Source organism: Zoogloea sp. GDB6, assembly GCF_056724105.1.
In genome coordinates, this window is the sequence record NZ_CM161497.1 from 2199041 (window position 1) to 2214632 (window position 15592).

The following is a 15592-nucleotide window of genomic DNA, read 5'->3' on the forward strand; positions in this document are numbered from 1 at the left end:
CCGTGACCGCCAAGTTGCCCCAACCCGGTGAGCTCGATCCGATCGAGACCGCCAGCCGCGACGAGATTGCCGCGCTCCAGCTGGAGCGCCTCAAGTGGTCCGTGCGCCACACCTACGACAACGTGGAGCCGTACCGCCGCAAGTGTGTGGAGAAGGGCGTCCACCCGGACGACCTGAAGTCCCTGGCCGACCTGGGTCGCTTCCCCTTCATGACCAAGTCGGACCTGCGCGACAACTACCCCTTCGGGCTGTTCGCCGTGCCCGTGAAGGAGATCCGCCGCCTGCACGCCTCCAGCGGCACCACCGGCAAGCCGGTGGTGGTCGGCTACACCGAGAACGACCTGAGCAACTGGGCCAACCTCGTTGCCCGCTCCATCCGCGCGGCCGGCGGCCGGCCCGGCGACATGGTCCACGTGGCCTACGGCTACGGCATGTTCACCGGCGGCCTCGGCGCCCACTACGGCGTCGAGCGCCTCGGCTGCACCGTGGTGCCGATGTCCGGCGGCCAGACCGAAAAGCAGGTCCAGCAGATCCTCGACTTCCGGCCGGACATCATCATGGTCACCCCGTCCTATTCGCTGGTGATCGCCGAGGAGTTCGAGCGCCTGGGCATTCCGCCGGAGGAGATCTCCCTCAAGGTCGGCATCTTCGGCGCCGAGCCGTGGGGGCAGGGCATGCGCGCCGAGATCGAGCGCAAGCTGGGGCTCGACGCGGTGGACATCTACGGCCTGACCGAAGTGATGGGCCCCGGCGTGGCCTGTGAGTGCATCGAGAGCAAGGACGGTCCGGTGATCTGGGAAGACCATTTCTACCCGGAGATCATCGATCCGGAAACCGGCGAGGTACTGCCGGACGGCGAGCAGGGCGAGCTGGTGTTCACCTCGCTGACCAAGGAGGGTTTCCCGGTCATCCGCTACCGCACCCGCGACCTGACCCGTCTGCTCGCACCGACCTCGCGGTCGTTCCGGCGCATGGACAAGATCGTCGGGCGGTCGGACGACATGCTGATCGTGCGCGGCGTGAATGTCTTCCCGACCCAGATCGAGGAGCAGATCCTGCGCGAGCCGCGCCTGACCGGTAATTACCAGATCGTGCTGACCCGCGACGGCCACCTGGACAACGTCGAGGTGCGCTGCGAGCTGCAGCGGGAGCTCACCGGCAAGGTCGGCCGTGGCGCCATCGAGGAGATCAGCCGCAGCGTAGCCCACCACATCAAGACCCTCATCGGCATCTCGACCCGCGTGCAGGTGATGGACTTCGACACCATTCCGCGCACCCAGACCGGCAAGGCCCGCCGCGTCATCGACCAGCGCCCGAAGCAGCTGTGAGCATGCGCATAAATCTACTGCGCGACCCGATCTCGTAATTCCGGTGCTCGCTGTACTTCAGTACAGCTCCGCTCCTCATTGCGACCTCGGGCCTGCTCGCGACGATTTCTGCACACGCTCAATCGAGCGTTTTTTGAAGGAATGAAGAATGTCTGAAGCACTCATCTGCGACGCGATCCGCACGCCCATCGGCCGCTACGGCGGCACGCTGGCGGCCGTGCGGCCCGACGACCTCGGCGCCGTGCCGCTCAAGGCCCTGATGCGCCGTAACCCGGGCGTGGACTGGGCGGCGGTGGACGACATCGTCTATGGCTGCGCCAACCAGGCCGGAGAGGACAACCGCAACGTGGCGCGCATGTCCGGCCTGCTGGCCGGGCTGCCCATCGACGTGCCGGGTACGACGGTCAACCGCCTGTGCGGCTCCGGCCTCGACGCCGTCGGCCTGGCGGCCCGCTCCATCAAGGCCGGCGAAACCAGCTTGATGATCGCCGGCGGCGTGGAGAGCATGTCCCGCGCCCCCTTCGTGATGGGCAAGGCCGACGCGGCCTTCTCCCGCCAGGCCGCGATCTACGACACCACCATCGGCTGGCGCTTCGTCAATCCGCTGATGCACCAGTTGCACGGTACCCACTCGATGCCGCAGACCGCCGACAACGTGGCGGCCGACTTCGGTATCGCCCGCGCCGACCAGGACGCCTTCGCGCTGCGCTCCCAGCAGCGCTGGGCCGCCGCCCACGAAGCGGGGCGCTTCGCCGACGAGCTGGTGCCGGTGGAGATCCCGCGCAAGAAAGGCGAGCAGCTGCTGTTCGCCGCCGACGAGCATCCGCGCCCCGACACCACGCTGGAATCGCTGGCCCGCCTGAAGGGCGTCAATGGCCCCGAGTTGAGCGTCACTGCCGGCAACGCGTCCGGCGTCAATGACGGCGCCTGTGCGCTGCTGCTGGCGTCCGGCGCTGCGGTGGCTCGCCATGGCCTGACGCCGCGGGCGCGGGTGGTCGGCATGGCCACCGCCGGCGTGGCGCCGCGGATCATGGGCATCGGGCCGGTGCTGGCGGTGCGCAAGGTGCTGGCCCAGACCGGCCTGAGCCTCGACCAGATGGACGTCATCGAACTCAACGAGGCCTTCGCCGCCCAGTCCCTGGCGGTGCTGCGCGAGCTCGGGCTAGCGGACGACGAGGCGCGGGTCAATCCCAACGGTGGCGCCATCGCGATGGGCCACCCGCTGGGCATGAGCGGCGCCCGGCTGGTCACCACCGCCCTCTACGAACTGCAGCGCCGCGGCGGCCGCTACGCCCTTTGCACCATGTGCATCGGCGTCGGGCAGGGCATCGCGATGGTCATCGAACGCATCTGACAACCATAAGCAGGACAAGGAGGAGACACCCAATGAATAAGACTTTCAGGAAATTCGCCGCCGGCGCGGCCGTGGCGCTGGCGAGCCTGGCCGCCCAGGCCGCCGAGCCGATCCGCATCGGCTCGGTGTTGTCGGTCACCGGCCCGGCTGCCTTCCTCGGCGACCCGGAACTGAAGACGCTGCAGCTGTACGTGGAGGACATCAACAAGAAGGGCGGCGTGCTCGGGCGGCCGCTGCAGCTGGTCCATTACGACGACGGCAGCGACGCCAACAAGGCCAACGGCTTCGCCAAGCGCCTGCTGGACGACGACAAGGTGGACCTGCTGATCGGCGGCACCACCACTGGCGCGACGATGGCGATGGTGCCGCTGGCCGAGAAGTCCGGTACGCCCTTCATCTCCCTGGCCGGCGCGGTGGTCATCGTCGAGCCGGTGAAGAAGTTCGTCTTCAAGACGCCGCACACCGACCGCATGGCGGCCGAGAAAGTCTTCGAGGACATGAAGAAGCGCGGCCTCACGCGGATCGCGCTGCTGTCCGAGACCAGCGGCTTCGGCCAGTCGGGCAAGAAGGAAGCCGAGCTGGTGGCCGCCAGGTACGGCATCAGCCTGGTGGCCAGCGAGACCTACGGGCCGAAGGATACGGACATGAGCCCGCAGCTCACCAAACTGAAGTCGGCGCCCGGCGTGCAGGCGATCTTCGTGTTCGGCCTGGGGCAGGGGCCGGCCATCGTGACCCGCAACTACCGCCAGCTCGGTATCGCGTTGCCGCTGTACCAGTCCCACGGCGTGGCCTCGGACGAGTTCCTGAAGCTCGCCGGCCCTGCCGCGGAGGGCGTCCGCCTGCCGTCGCCGGCCCAGCTGGTGCCGGACAAGCTGCCCGCTGCCGATCCGCAGAAGCCGGTGGTGGTGGCCTACGACAAGGCCTTCCGGGAGCGCTACAAGCAGGACGTGTCCACCTTCGGCGGCTATGCCTATGACGGCCTGATGCTCGCCGTCGAGGCCATCAAGCGCGCCGGCGCCACCGACAAGGCCAAGGTCCGCGACGCCCTCGAGGCGACCCGCGGCTACGTGGGTACCAGCGGCAAGGTCAGCATGTCCGCCAGCGACCACATGGGCCTCGACCTGTCCTCGTTCCGCATGCTCGAAGTGCGCAACGGCGACTGGACGCTGAGCAACTGAGCGATGACGACGGAGAACGACGCCATGAGCGACACCGCCTATACGAGTCTCCAGATCGAACGCCAGGGTCCGGTGGCGACGCTGTGGATGAATCGGCCGGAGGTGTTCAACGCCTTCGACGAGCAGTTGATCGACGAGCTCGCCACGGCGTGTGCCGAAGTGGAGGCCGATGCCGGCGTGCGCGTGGTGGTGCTGGCAGGGCGCGGGCGCCACTTCTCGGCCGGGGCCGATCTCAACTGGATGCAGCGCGCGGCGGCTCGCAGCGAAGCCGACAACCTGAGCGATGCGCGCCGCTTCGCCGCCATGCTGCAGACGCTGGCCGGGCTGTCCAAGCCGACCATCGCCCGCGTGCAGGGGGCGGCGCTGGGCGGTGGCACCGGCCTGGCGGCGGCCTGCGACATGGCGGTGGCGGCGGACGACGCGGTGTTTTCCACGTCGGAGGTGAAGTTCGGAATCATCCCGGCGGTCATCAGCCCCTACGTGCTGCGGGCCATCGGCCCGCGCCAGGCGCTGCGCTACTTCCAGACCGCCGAGCGGATTCCCGCCGCCGACGCCAAGGCCATCGGCCTGGTGCACGAGGTTGTCTCCGCCGAGCGGCTCGACGACGCGGTCGGCCGCCTGGTGGATGCGTTGCTGGCCGGCGGGCCGCAGGCGCAAGGGGCTGCCAAGGCCCTGATCGCTGCAATCGCCGGCCGCCCCCTCGATGCCGCGACGGCCGAGGAGACCGCACGGCGCATCGCCCGCCAGCGCATGAGCGAAGAGGCGCGGGAAGGCTTCGCGGCCTTCCTGCAGAAACGTCCCCCGGCCTGGATGGCCGGACCCGGCAAGCCCTGAAGACCAGGGCCGGCGAGCCTCGTGCCGACCGGCCCGTGTAAAGGAGAGAACAGATGTATACCCAGGCAATGGACATACCCGACGCCGCCGCCAAGCCGGCGGGCGTCTCGCGGACCCCCGACGCGCAGGACGCCGCCTTCGAGGCGCGCATCGACGCCGACGGCCGCATCGAACCCCAGGACTGGATGCCCGAGGCCTATCGCAAGACCCTGGTGCGCCAGATCAGCCAGCACGCCCACAGCGAGATCGTCGGCATGCTGCCGGAAGGCAACTGGATCTCCCGCGCGCCGAGCCTGAAGCGCAAGGCCATCCTGATCGCCAAGGTGCAGGACGAGGGCGGCCACGGGCTGTACCTCTACTCGGCGGCCGAGACGCTGGGCACCAGCCGCGACCAGATGCTCGACGCGCTGCACAGCGGCAAGGCCAAGTACAGCTCGATCTTCAACTACCCGACCCTCAGCTGGGCCGACGTGGGCGTGATCGGCTGGCTGGTGGATGGCGCCGCGATCATGAACCAGATCCCCCTGTGCCGCTGCTCCTACGGCCCCTACGCACGGGCCATGGTGCGCGTGTGCAAGGAGGAGTCCTTCCACCAGCGCCAGGGCTACGAAGCGCTGCTGGTGATGATGAAGGGCTCCGACGCCCAGAAGGCGATGGTGCAGGACGCGGTGAACCGCTGGTGGTGGAAGTGCCTCGCCATGTTCGGGCCGCCGGATGCCGACAGCCCGCACAGCGCCCAGGGCCTGCGCTGGGGCATCAAGCGCATCGGCAACGACGAGCTGCGCCAGAAGTTCGTGGACGCCACCGTGCCCCAGGCCGAGGTCCTCGGCGTCACGCTGCCGGACCCCGACCTCAAGTGGAACGAGGCCCGCCAGCACTACGACTACGGCCAGATCGACTGGGCCGAGTTCTGGGCCACCGTCGAAGGCGACGGCCCGTGCAACCGGGAGCGCCTGGCAACCCGCGTGAAGGCCCACCGGGACGGTGAGTGGGTGCGCGACGCGGCCCTGGCCCACGCCCGCAAACAACAGCAACGCAAGAACAAGGAGGCAGCATGAACACCCCGGCACTCAAGGAATGGCCCCTGTGGGAAGTCTTCGTCCGCAGCAAGCAGGGCCTCGAGCACAAGCACTGCGGCAGCCTGCACGCCGCGGACGCCGCCCAGGCCCTGCACATGGCGCGTGACGTCTACACCCGCCGCCAGGAAGGCGTGAGCATCTGGGTGGTGCCGTCCGCGGCGATCACCGCCAGCAACCCGGACGACAAGGGCGAGCTGTTCGACCCGGCCGCCGACAAGATCTACCGCCATCCGACCTTCTACGCGATCCCGGACGAAGTGGGGCACATGTGATGAACGCGACCCAAGCGAGCGCCCCCCAGGGGGGCAGTGCACCCAACGCAGCGGGAAGCGCGGGGGCCGCGTACCTCCTGCACCTGGCCGACAACGCCGTGGTGCTCGGCCAGCGCAACGCCGAATGGTGCGGCCACGGGCCGATCCTCGAAGAGGACATCGCGCTGGCCAACGTGAGCCTGGACCACATCGGCCAGGCCCGCCTGCTGTACCAGCTGGCCGCCGCGCGGATGGGCGGCGGCGTCAGCGAGGACAGCCTGGCCTACTTCCGCGACGAGACCAGTTTCCGCAACTACACGCTGCTGGAATTGCCGCACCACGGGCCGCTGGTCGGCTATGCCGCGTCGGACCGGGACTATGCCGTCACCATCGTGCGCAACTTCTTCTACGGCGCGCTGATGGTGCTGGTGTGGGACGCCCTGACGCGCTCCGCCGACACCGATCTGGCCGCCATCGCCGCCAAGTCGCTGAAGGAAGCGCGCTACCACCTGCACCACGCGGCCGACTGGGTGGTGCGCCTCGGCGACGGCACCGACGAATCCCACGCCCGCGCCCAGGCCGCGGTGGATCACCTGTTCCGCTACACGGAGGAGTTCTGGCTGCCGAGCCCGGCCGAAACGGAAGCCGTCGCCAGCGGCATCGGCGTGGAGGTGGCCAGCCTGCGGGCGGCCTGGGATGCGCTGGTGGACGAGACCCTGGCGGAAGCCACGCTGAGCCGCCCCGCGGTGCGCGGCTACGTGCCGGAAGGCAAGCTGGGCCGCCACTCCGAGCACCTGGGCTACCTGCTCGGCGAGATGCAGGGCCTGGCCCGCGCCCATCCGGGCGCCACCTGGTGAGGGCAGGGCGATGAGCACGCTGGTGGAGCGGACCTGGGCGACGCTGGCCCCGCTGACCGACCCGGAGATCCCGGTGGTGTCCCTGCGCGAGCTGGGTATCCTGCGGGAGGTGGCGGAAACGGAGGACGGCGTCGAGGTGGTCATCACGCCCACCTACACCGGCTGCCCGGCGATGGGGCAGATCGAGGACGACGTGAAGGCTTGCCTGGCGCAGGCCGGCATCCCGGCCCGCGTCGTCACCCGCCTGGCCCCGGCATGGACCACCGACTGGATGAGCGACGCGGCGAAGGAAAAGCTGCGCGTCTACGGCATCGCCCCGCCGGGCGCTACGCGGCCGGCCGAGAGCGTCGTGCAGTTCGTGCGCCGGCGCCCGCCGCCGGACGAGGTGGCCTGCCCGCGCTGCGGTTCGAACCACACCGTCGTGTCGTCCCAGTTCGGCTCCACGGCCTGCAAGGCGCTCTACAAGTGCCTCGACTGCCAGGAACCCTTCGATTACTTCAAGCCTTACTAAGGCCCATCAATCATGACAGCACTCCGTTTCCACGAACTCGCCGTCAAGCGCGTCAGCCCCGAAGCGGCCGGCGCGGTGGCGATCACCTTTGCGATCCCCGACGACACGAAGGCCGATTTCGCCTTCGAGCCCGGCCAGTTCCTGACCCTGCGCGCCACCATCGACGGGCAGGACGTGCGCCGCAACTACTCCATCAGCAGCCCGCGCAGCCGGCTGGCCCGCCGCGGCGAGCTGGAGGTGGGCATCCGCCCGGTGGAGGGTGGGCTGTTCTCCAACTGGGCAGCCCAAACACTGAAGGCCGGCGACACCCTGCAGGTGATGCCGCCGGATGGCCGCTTCACGGTGAAGAAGAAGCGCGCCATCCACCGGGTGGGCTTCGCCGCCGGCTCGGGCATCACGCCGATCCTGTCCATCGCCGCGTCCACGCTGGAAGAGCAGCCGGACAGCAAGTTCACGCTGGTGTATGGCAACCGGCGCATGTCCTCGGTGATGTTCAACGAGGCCCTGCAGGACCTCAAGGACCGCTATCGGGACCGCCTCACGCTGATCCACGTGCTGTCCCGCCAGGCCCAGGAGGTGGACCTGCTGCAGGGGCGCATCGACGGCGACAAGGTGCGCGCCATCATCGCCGCGTTGCTGCCGGTGGCGTCAATGGACGAAGTCTTCATCTGCGGGCCGGACGAGATGATCGGTGCCACCGAGGCGGCGCTGGTCGAGGCCGGTGTGCCCGCCGACCGGGTGCGCACCGAGCGCTTCACCGTCGGCCTGCCGCCCGGCGCCCATCCGGTGGGCACGCGTAGCAAGACCGCCCAGGCCTGCGCCGCCGAGCGGACCATTCCGCTGTCTGTCGTGCTCGACGGCAAGCGCCACGAGCTGATGATCGGCCCCGACGAGCACGTGCTCGACGTGGCGCTGCACGCCGGTCTCGACCTACCGTTCTCCTGCAAGGCGGGCGTGTGCTGCACCTGCCGGGCCAAGGTGGTGGAAGGGCAGGTGACGATGGACAAGAACTTCACGCTCGACCCGTCCGAGATGGCGGCCGGTTTCGTGCTGACCTGCCAGTCCCGCGTCACCAGCGGGCACCTGCTGGTGAGTTTCGACGAGCGCTGAGAGCCCGATCCGGCGGAAGGGGCGGCCTGCCGACCCCGCCGCGCCCGCGCCAATCCCGTTGAGCCCCGCTTAACCCCATTTTTCTCCGTCCATGGAGAGGAGGACTGCTGCGCCCTGAAAACGTCATCGCCACCCCGCCGACACATCTCACCCGTCCGCCCGGACGGGCACCAAAGCCATAAGAAGCACGGACATCGATCCATATAAAAGGGAGGAGTACCCATGAAGCAATCATCCATCGCCCCGCGTTCCATCGCCCGCCGCCCGCTGAGCCTGCTGTTGCTGGCCGCCTTCGGCACCGGCGCCGCCGCGCCAGCCTTCGCCGAGAGCGAGATCGACGCGCTCAAGCGTGAGCTGGCCGAACAGCGCCAGCTGATCCAGCAGCTGATGAAGAACCAGGAAGAGCAGAAGAAGACCGAGATCCAGACCGGCGGCCCAGCCCGCGGCGCGGGTTTGCAGATGGGCGTGCCGACCGGCCCGTCCGGCACGCTGACGATCTACGGCGTGGCCGACGTCAGCGCGTCCACGGTGAACAGCGGCTACGGCCAGAAATCGACGATCGGCTCCGGCGGCATGACGTCCTCGCGCCTGGGCTTCAAGGGTGAGAAGGAGCTCGGCGACGAGGTGAAAGCCGTCTACCTGATGGAAGCCGGGATTTTGTTCGACACCGGTTCGGTCGGCACTGGCGCGATCACGCCGGGCATCAACAACACCGCGGTGTCCAGCGGCGGCCAGACCAGCAACGGCAGCCAGATCTTCTCGCGGCAGATCTACGCGGGCTTGCAGACGCGCTTCGGCACCGTGACGGCGGGCCGCCAGTACGCCGGCTCCTACACTTCGTCGGTGATGTCGGCGGCAATGGGCGCCGGTTTCTTCGGCTCCTCGGCGGGCTTCCTGCCGGTGATCGGCGGCATGCCGACGCGGCTCAACAATTCCCTCGTCTACGCCTCGCCGAAGGTCGCCGGCTTCTCCGGCCAGCTGACCCTGAGCAGCGGCAGCGAGAACAACGTGAACATGGTGACGCCGGTGGCTGCCGGTTCCACGACCGTGACCACCGACAAGGCTGGCCGCGGCGGCGATCTGGCGCTGTACTACAGCGCCGGCCCGCTCAACGCCACGGTGACGGCCTGGAACGTGGACAACGCCAGCTATGTCGCCCCGGCCAGCGGCCCGCAGGAAACGGGCCTGGCCAAGCGCCGCGGCTGGCAGGTCGGCGGCAGCTACAACCTGGGCTTCGCGACGCTGTACGGGAACTATGTGGCTGGCCGGATCAGCGGCGGCAACTACGAGAACGTCACGGGCACGCTGTCCAAGGCCGAAGGCTGGAGCATCAGCGCCGGCATCCCGGTGTGGCGTGGCAAGGCCTACCTGAGCTACAGCCAGCTCGACGACAAGTCGATCAAGAACCGCGACGCCAACCTGCTGGGCCTGGGCTACGCCTACAAGCTGCAGGACAGCACGACGCTGTATGGCACCTGGGGCAAGGTCCTCAACAAGACCAACGGCACTTACAGCCTCACTGACGGTGGCAACCTGGTCGGCACGGTGGCCAAGCCGGGTTACGACCCGAACGGCTACATGCTGGGCGTCAATCACGTGTTCTAAACCCTTGCAGGCAAGGCCTGGCGGCGTGGGGGCAAGGGATAGCCGCTTGCTTCCACGCCGGAAGCGCTTCCGCTCAAGCAAAGCCGGCGTGGCGCCGGGGCGCGTGGGCTTGCGCCCGAGCGCCGTGCCCTTGCGGGCAAGGCCGGATGCGTCGGCGCCGGCGCATTCTGCGTTGCGCGCGAGCGGGGCCGCCTTGACCACAAGCGAAAAAGCCTTGCCTGCAAGCCAAAAAGCCTTGTGAGCGAACCTGCCTGGGGTGCGTGCGAACGCTCAGAGATTGCCTGCGGGGCGCCCGCGCTTGCGGCTACGGCCGGCGGCGTGGGGCGCAGGCGAGTCGCCCGGGTAAGCGGGCAAAAAACACCCCACCATCGGCTATTGGCGATGGACAAGGGATGCTAAGGTTGCGCCATGGCTTCCATCCCTGATCTGAATGCGCCTCTGGCATTGCTGCGTCCCGATGCCACTCCGCTCACCGGGCGGGAGATGGCCGGCAGCGACGAGGCGGGTTCGTCCTTCGCCGAACTGGTGTCCCAGAACATCAAGCGGACCACGGTCAATGGCCTGCGTACGGATTCCCGCCACATGGCCCTGCCGCCGCCGGGCAGCACCGACGACGATTACGACGAGCGGGTGCTCAACGTCTTGTCGGAGCGCCAGCAGGTGATCGCCTCCAACATCGCCAACGCCGACACGCCCAACTTCAAGGCCCGCGACGTGGACCTGAAGGATGCGCTGCAGGCGGCGCTGACGCCACCGACGGCGCAGCTCAAGATGACGTCCACCACGGGGGGGCATCTGCCCGGCCGCACCGAACGCATGGCCCAGGCGCTGGCCCTCAAGTACCAGGTGCCCGGCCAGGGGGCGGTGGACGGCAACACCGTCGAGATGGATTCCGAACGGGCGAAGTTCGCCGAGAACGTGCTGCGGCTGGAGTTCTCCCTGAACCAGGTGCAAGGGGGCTTCAGGGATCAGGCCAAGCTGCTCGGCAGCCTGAAGGACTGAGCGTCAGGCGCTTGGTGTGTCGCCGCAGGGTTGGCGGCGCAGGGGCGTGTTCAGCAGGTGCCCTTCCTGGTTTTTCGGAGAATGAAAAAAGTGGGCGCCGATTGTATGTGCCGGGGACTTCCGGCGACAACGGGCCCACTTTGCGGGGATCTATCCGGGCTGGACCGACATCCTGAGCGCATTCCGCAAGCGCTCTGTTCATGACTTCGAGAAGTCGGCCCACTGCACGCAGGCCGTTACCAGACCGGCGTGCAACGGGATCGAGCGGATCAGCCGGCCAGTACCGGATAGTCGGTGTAGCCCTCGGCACCGCCGCCGTACAGCTTGTCGGCGCGCAGTTCGTTGAGCGGCGCGTCTTCCTTCAGGCGGCGGACCAGGTCGGGGTTGCTGATGAAGGCGCGGCCGTAGGCAATGAGGTCGGCTTCGCCGTTGGCAACGGCTTCGAAGGCGGTGCCGCGGTTGAAGCCGTTGTTGACCATCCACGGGCCGCCGAAGGCGCTGCGCAGGGCTGCGTAGTCGAAGGCCGGCGCGCCTTCGGGCTCACGTGCGCCGCCGGTCTCGCCCTCGATGATATGCAGGAAGGCCAGATCCTTCGGTGCCAGCTGGGCGATCAGGTAGTCGTAGAGGGCTTGCGGGTTGCTGTCCACCGGCGAGCTGCCGCCGAAGGTCATCAGTGGGCTGAGGCGGATACCGGTGCGGGCGGCGCCGATTTCCGCGCTGATCGCTTCCACCACTTCGAGCAGCAGGCGGGCCCGGTTGGGGATGCTGCCGCCGTAAGGGCCGCTGCGGTCGTTCACGCTGTCGCGCAGGAACTGGTCGAGCAGGTAGGTGTTGGCGGCGTGGATCTCGACGCCGTCGAAGCCGGCTTCGATGGCGCAGCGGGCGGCGTGGCGGTAGTCCGCGACGATACCGGGCAGTTCGTCGTCACGCAGCGCACGCGGCGTAGACGTGGGTACGAAGCCTTCGCGGGTGAAGGTCACTGTCTCGGCGCGGCGGGCGGTGGACGACACCGGCGCGGCGCCATCGGGCAGCAGGGAGGTGTGGGAGATGCGGCCCACGTGCCACAGCTGGACCACGATGCGGCCGCCGGCAGCGTGCACCGCGTCGGTCACCTTGCGCCAGCCGGCGACTTGTTCCGGCGTGTAGATGCCCGGGGTGTCGAGGTAGCCGTGGGCCATCGGGCTGATCGGGCTGGCCTCGGTGATGATCAGGCCGGCGCTGGCGCGCTGGCGGTAGTACTCCACCATCAGCTCGTTGGGTACGCCGCCGGTGGCGCGGTTGCGGGTCAGCGGCGCCATCACGATGCGGTTGGCGAGTTCGATGTCGCCGATGCGGACGGGGTCGAAGAGGGTCGTCATGGTCGGGTTCCTTGTCGTTGAGGGGCTTGCTTGATGGGGAGTCGGAGGGGGTGTCAGAGAGCGGCTTCGAGCACGCGGCGGCTGAGGGCCAGGTCCACGTCCTGGCGTTCGCCGAGGGCGGTCATGCCGTGGGCTTCCAGTTGGGCGACGAGGCGCGGCACCGCGTCGGCACCGATGCCGTAGTCGCTGAGGCGGGTCTTCACGCCGAGGGATTCGAAGAAGGCGCGGGTGTGGGCGATGGCCGCGTCGATGCGTTCGTCGTCGCTGCCGGACTGGATGTTCCACACGCGGGCGGCGTACTGCAGCAGCTTGTCGCGCTTGGCCTCGCGGCGCAGGTCGAGCATGGACGGCAGCACGACGGCGAGGGTCTGGGCGTGGTCGAGGCCGAACATCGCGGTGATCTCGTGGCCGATCATGTGGGTGGCCCAGTCCTGCGGCACGCCGGCGCCGATCAGGCCGTTGAGGGCCTGGGTGGCGGCCCACATCAGGTTGGCGCGCACGTCGTAATCCTGCGGCGTGGCGAGCGCCTGCGGGCCGACCTCGATGAGGGTCTGCAGCAGGCCTTCTGCGTAGCGGTCCTGCACCGGCGCGTTGGCGGGGTAGGTGAGGTATTGCTCGACGACGTGCACGAAGGCGTCCACCGCACCGTTGGCGATCTGGCGGGTGGGCAGCGTGTAGGTCTTGACCGGGTCAAGGACCGAGAACTGCGGAAAGACGTGGGGGCTGGCGAAGGGCAGCTTGGCGTGCAAGGACTTGCGGCTGACCACCGAGAAGTTGTTCATCTCCGAGCCGGTGGCCGGCAGCGTCAGCACGGCGCCCATCGGCAAGGCACTTGCGATGTGGGCACCGAAGGTTTCGAGGATGTGCCAGGGGTCGTTGCTGGCGCTGTAATTGACGGCGGCGGCGACGAACTTGGTGCCGTCGATGACCGAGCCGCCGCCGACGGCGAGCAGGAAGTCCAGCTTTTCGGTGCGGATCAGCGCCACGGCTTCCATCAGCGTCTCGTAGGCCGGGTTGGGCTCGATGCCGCCGAAACGCTTGACGATGCGGCCGGGCAGGGCGGCCTCCACCTCGGCCAGCGTGCCGTTGCGCTCGGCGCTGCCGCCGCCGTACAGCACCAGCACACGGGCGTCGGCCGGGACCAGTTCATCGAGGCGGGCGATGCTGCCTTCGCCAAACACGATGCGGGTCGGATTGAAGTAATCGAAGTTCAGCATGGGTATTCCTTTTGTATGAATAGACCAGTCGTCTAGTTTCTCGGCAAATGATGTCTCGGAGCGGCAGTCTGCTCAAAGGTTCAAAGGGACAGGATCTTTTTCGTCGCGCCCATCGCGTGTTCGAGTGGGCATTCGGTGCGATGCAGCTTGGCCAGCAGGCTGGCGCCCAGCCACAGCTGGTACAGCGTCCGCGCGGTGTCGAGCGGTTCGAGGGCCGGCAGGGAGCCGTCGGCGGCGCCCGCCGCGATGCAGTCCGCCAGGCGGCCGATGACGCGTTCGGTGCCATCGCGCAAAGTGAGGCGCATGGCTTCGGACAGGTCGGCGACTTCTGCGCTGAGCTTGACCACCATGCACTTCTGCTCGTCGCAGCCCTCGCACTGGGTGTCCCGCCATTGCTGCCAGTAGCTCAGCAGGCGATCGCGGGCCGGGAGTTCCGGATTGGCGAACAGGGCGTCGATGAAGCCGAGGTAGCGGGTGAAGAAGTCTTCCAGCAGGGCTTGGCCGAACTGCTCCTTGGACTTGAAGTAGTGGTAGAAGGAGCCCTTCGGCACCTCTGCCGACTGCAGCACCTCGTTGAGACCCACGCAGGAAAAGCCCTTTGCCGCGATCAGGTGGCTGGCGGTGTCGAGGATGTGCTGGCGGGTATCGGCGTAAGGCTGCTTCATGGATGTGAATCCTAGATCGGATTAGACCAGTCGTCTAGAGATTTTTATATGCAATGACAAAAGGCCGGACTCCAGACGAAAAGAAGCCCGAGTAACCGGGGAGGTTGCTCGGGCTTAAATCCACACCAAAGGAGGAGGGTGGAGGAGACAGGTTTCATACTAATGAAATTGATGTTGCGGCGCAATATAAACATGTAACGGACCGTAACAAACTTCACGGCTGTTGCGGGGTGCGCGTTCGCTGCACTGCAAACAAGTCCTGCAACCACTCGATGAAGACCCGGACCCGCGGCGACAGCTGGCGGTTCTGCGGATACAGCACGGTCAGCGGCAGGGACGGCGGGCGATGGTCGGGGAGGACCTCCACCAACGTACCGGCAGTAAGTTGGCGGGTGACGTGGTAGCGGGGCATCTGGACGATGCCGAAGCCGGCCTCGCAGGCTGCCACGTAGGCGTCGCCGTTATTGACGGCTACCGTGGAAGGCAGGCTGCGGGTCACGACAGCCGCGCCGTCGGTGAATTCGAGCGGAATGGATTTTCCGGACGAAGCGGACAGGTAGTCCACCATCCGGTGGGCGTCGAGCTCGCCCAGCGTGTGCGGCGTGCCATGCCGGGCCAGGTAGTCGGCGCTGGCGCAGCTGAGCTGTTCGAGGCGCCCCAGTGGCCGGGCGACCAGGTTCGAGTCGCGCAGTTCGCCGATGCGCAGCACGCAGTCCACCCCTTCCCGTACCAGGTCGATCTGCCGGTCGCTGACGCTGATCTCCAGGCCGATCAGCGGATAACGGGCGCAGAACGCCGGTAGCGCCGGCATCAGCACCAGCCGGCACAGGGAGCCGGACATGTCCACCTTCAGGCGGCCGCGCGGGTCGCGGGCGGCCTGGGAGAAGGACGCTTCCATGTCGTCGATGTCGGCCAGCACCGCCACGCAGCGCTGGTAGTAGGCGTCGCCGTCGAGGGTCGGGCGGACCTGGCGCGTGGTGCGCAGCAGGAGGCGCGTGCCAAGGTGGGCTTCGAGCTGCTTGATGATCTGCGTGGCCGAGGCCCGCGGCAGGCCGAGCTGTTCCGAGGCGCGGCTGAAGCTGCCCAGTTCGACGATGCGGGTGTACAGCCGCATGGCTTGAAGATGGTCCACGGCGTGTCGATTGTTTGCTTGATGCAAACAGTGTTGCTGTTTTCAACACATTTATCAATCCACGGCCAATACTCATAATCCTCCTCAAGATCCGCATTGCATCAAAAGGAG

Annotated in this window: 15 protein-coding genes; 11 read left to right on the forward strand and 4 right to left on the reverse strand. The window is 67.8% G+C overall.

Annotation, left to right across the window (positions count from 1 at the left end):
* Nucleotides 1–2: 2 nt before the first annotated feature.
* The 11 genes from paaK (at nt 3) to flgB (ending at nt 11109) form a co-directional block, all read left to right on the forward strand.
* Nucleotides 3–1328, forward strand: coding sequence for a phenylacetate--CoA ligase PaaK (gene paaK / locus AC1PQG_RS09995; protein ID WP_481122414.1), 1326 nt, complete (start codon nt 3–5; stop codon nt 1326–1328).
* 148 nt (nt 1329–1476) lie between these two features.
* Entirely contained in the window at nt 1477–2682 is a 1206-nt protein-coding gene (gene pcaF, locus AC1PQG_RS10000) for a 3-oxoadipyl-CoA thiolase (protein WP_481122415.1), read from the forward strand.
* 32 nt (nt 2683–2714) lie between these two features.
* On the forward strand, nt 2715–3860 hold the full coding sequence (locus AC1PQG_RS10005; RefSeq protein WP_481122416.1) for an ABC transporter substrate-binding protein: 1146 nt from the start codon (nt 2715–2717) through the stop codon (nt 3858–3860).
* 24 nt (nt 3861–3884) lie between these two features.
* The gene (locus AC1PQG_RS10010; RefSeq protein ID WP_481122417.1) at nt 3885–4694 is read left to right on the forward strand and encodes an enoyl-CoA hydratase-related protein; all 810 of its coding nucleotides are present in this window, start codon (nt 3885–3887) and stop codon (nt 4692–4694) included.
* 53 nt (nt 4695–4747) lie between these two features.
* The gene (gene paaA / locus AC1PQG_RS10015) at nt 4748–5752 is read left to right on the forward strand and encodes a 1,2-phenylacetyl-CoA epoxidase subunit PaaA (protein WP_481122418.1); all 1005 of its coding nucleotides are present in this window, start codon (nt 4748–4750) and stop codon (nt 5750–5752) included.
* On the forward strand, nt 5749–6045 hold the full coding sequence (paaB, locus tag AC1PQG_RS10020; RefSeq protein ID WP_481114431.1) for a 1,2-phenylacetyl-CoA epoxidase subunit PaaB: 297 nt from the start codon (nt 5749–5751) through the stop codon (nt 6043–6045). Before paaA ends, paaB begins: the two co-directional genes overlap by 4 nt.
* Nucleotides 6045–6881 carry a 1,2-phenylacetyl-CoA epoxidase subunit PaaC gene (gene paaC, locus AC1PQG_RS10025; RefSeq protein ID WP_481122419.1) on the forward strand — a complete coding sequence of 279 codons (837 nt, stop codon included), beginning with the start codon at nt 6045–6047 and terminating at the stop codon, nt 6879–6881. Before paaB ends, paaC begins: the two co-directional genes overlap by 1 nt.
* Before the next feature lie 10 nt (nt 6882–6891).
* On the forward strand, nt 6892–7392 hold the full coding sequence (gene paaD / locus AC1PQG_RS10030; protein WP_481122420.1) for a 1,2-phenylacetyl-CoA epoxidase subunit PaaD: 501 nt from the start codon (nt 6892–6894) through the stop codon (nt 7390–7392).
* A gap of 12 nt (nt 7393–7404) precedes the next feature.
* Entirely contained in the window at nt 7405–8502 is a 1098-nt protein-coding gene (gene paaE / locus AC1PQG_RS10035) for a 1,2-phenylacetyl-CoA epoxidase subunit PaaE (protein WP_481122421.1), read from the forward strand.
* 222 nt (nt 8503–8724) lie between these two features.
* The gene (locus AC1PQG_RS10040; protein ID WP_481122422.1) at nt 8725–10107 is read left to right on the forward strand and encodes a porin; all 1383 of its coding nucleotides are present in this window, start codon (nt 8725–8727) and stop codon (nt 10105–10107) included.
* Nucleotides 10108–10515: 408 nt separating this feature from the next.
* Nucleotides 10516–11109, forward strand: a complete 594-nt coding sequence (gene flgB, locus AC1PQG_RS10045; RefSeq protein ID WP_481122423.1) for a flagellar basal body rod protein FlgB — start codon at nt 10516–10518, stop codon at nt 11107–11109.
* A gap of 269 nt (nt 11110–11378) precedes the next feature.
* On the opposite strand, the gene AC1PQG_RS10050 is transcribed toward flgB, so the two are convergent.
* The 4 genes from AC1PQG_RS10050 to AC1PQG_RS10065 all read right to left on the reverse strand — a co-directional run bounded on the left by AC1PQG_RS10050 (nt 11379) and on the right by AC1PQG_RS10065 (nt 15481).
* Nucleotides 11379–12467: an alkene reductase gene (locus AC1PQG_RS10050; protein ID WP_481122424.1), complete on the reverse strand. Its 1089-nt coding sequence runs from the start codon at nt 12465–12467 to the stop codon at nt 11379–11381.
* Between the two features lie 53 nt (nt 12468–12520).
* Complete coding sequence (yqhD, locus tag AC1PQG_RS10055; protein ID WP_481122425.1) at nt 12521–13684, reverse strand: alcohol dehydrogenase; 1164 nt, start codon at nt 13682–13684, stop codon at nt 12521–12523.
* Nucleotides 13685–13764: 80 nt separating this feature from the next.
* On the reverse strand, nt 13765–14349 hold the full coding sequence (locus tag AC1PQG_RS10060) for a TetR/AcrR family transcriptional regulator (RefSeq protein ID WP_481122426.1): 585 nt from the start codon (nt 14347–14349) through the stop codon (nt 13765–13767).
* Between the two features lie 214 nt (nt 14350–14563).
* Nucleotides 14564–15481: a LysR family transcriptional regulator gene (locus AC1PQG_RS10065; RefSeq protein WP_481122427.1), complete on the reverse strand. Its 918-nt coding sequence runs from the start codon at nt 15479–15481 to the stop codon at nt 14564–14566.
* Nucleotides 15482–15592: the final 111 nt, after the last annotated feature.

Excerpts from the sequence above, each read along its gene's own strand:
- pcaF (WP_481122415.1), top strand. The coding sequence starts at position 1,477 with ATGTCTGAAGCACTCATCTGCGACGCGATCCGCACGCCCATCGGCCGC.
- AC1PQG_RS10005 (WP_481122416.1), top strand. The coding sequence starts at position 2,715 with ATGAATAAGACTTTCAGGAAATTCGCCGCCGGCGCGGCCGTGGCGCTG.
- AC1PQG_RS10010 (WP_481122417.1), top strand. The coding sequence starts at position 3,885 with ATGAGCGACACCGCCTATACGAGTCTCCAGATCGAACGCCAGGGTCCG.
- paaA (WP_481122418.1), top strand. The coding sequence starts at position 4,748 with ATGTATACCCAGGCAATGGACATACCCGACGCCGCCGCCAAGCCGGCG.
- paaB (WP_481114431.1), top strand. The coding sequence starts at position 5,749 with ATGAACACCCCGGCACTCAAGGAATGGCCCCTGTGGGAAGTCTTCGTC.
- paaC (WP_481122419.1), top strand. The coding sequence starts at position 6,045 with ATGAACGCGACCCAAGCGAGCGCCCCCCAGGGGGGCAGTGCACCCAAC.
- paaD (WP_481122420.1), top strand. The coding sequence starts at position 6,892 with ATGAGCACGCTGGTGGAGCGGACCTGGGCGACGCTGGCCCCGCTGACC.
- paaE (WP_481122421.1), top strand. The coding sequence starts at position 7,405 with ATGACAGCACTCCGTTTCCACGAACTCGCCGTCAAGCGCGTCAGCCCC.
- AC1PQG_RS10040 (WP_481122422.1), top strand. The coding sequence starts at position 8,725 with ATGAAGCAATCATCCATCGCCCCGCGTTCCATCGCCCGCCGCCCGCTG.
- flgB (WP_481122423.1), top strand. The coding sequence starts at position 10,516 with ATGGCTTCCATCCCTGATCTGAATGCGCCTCTGGCATTGCTGCGTCCC.
- AC1PQG_RS10050 (WP_481122424.1), bottom strand. The coding sequence starts at position 12,467 with ATGACGACCCTCTTCGACCCCGTCCGCATCGGCGACATCGAACTCGCC.
- yqhD (WP_481122425.1), bottom strand. The coding sequence starts at position 13,684 with ATGCTGAACTTCGATTACTTCAATCCGACCCGCATCGTGTTTGGCGAA.
- AC1PQG_RS10060 (WP_481122426.1), bottom strand. The coding sequence starts at position 14,349 with ATGAAGCAGCCTTACGCCGATACCCGCCAGCACATCCTCGACACCGCC.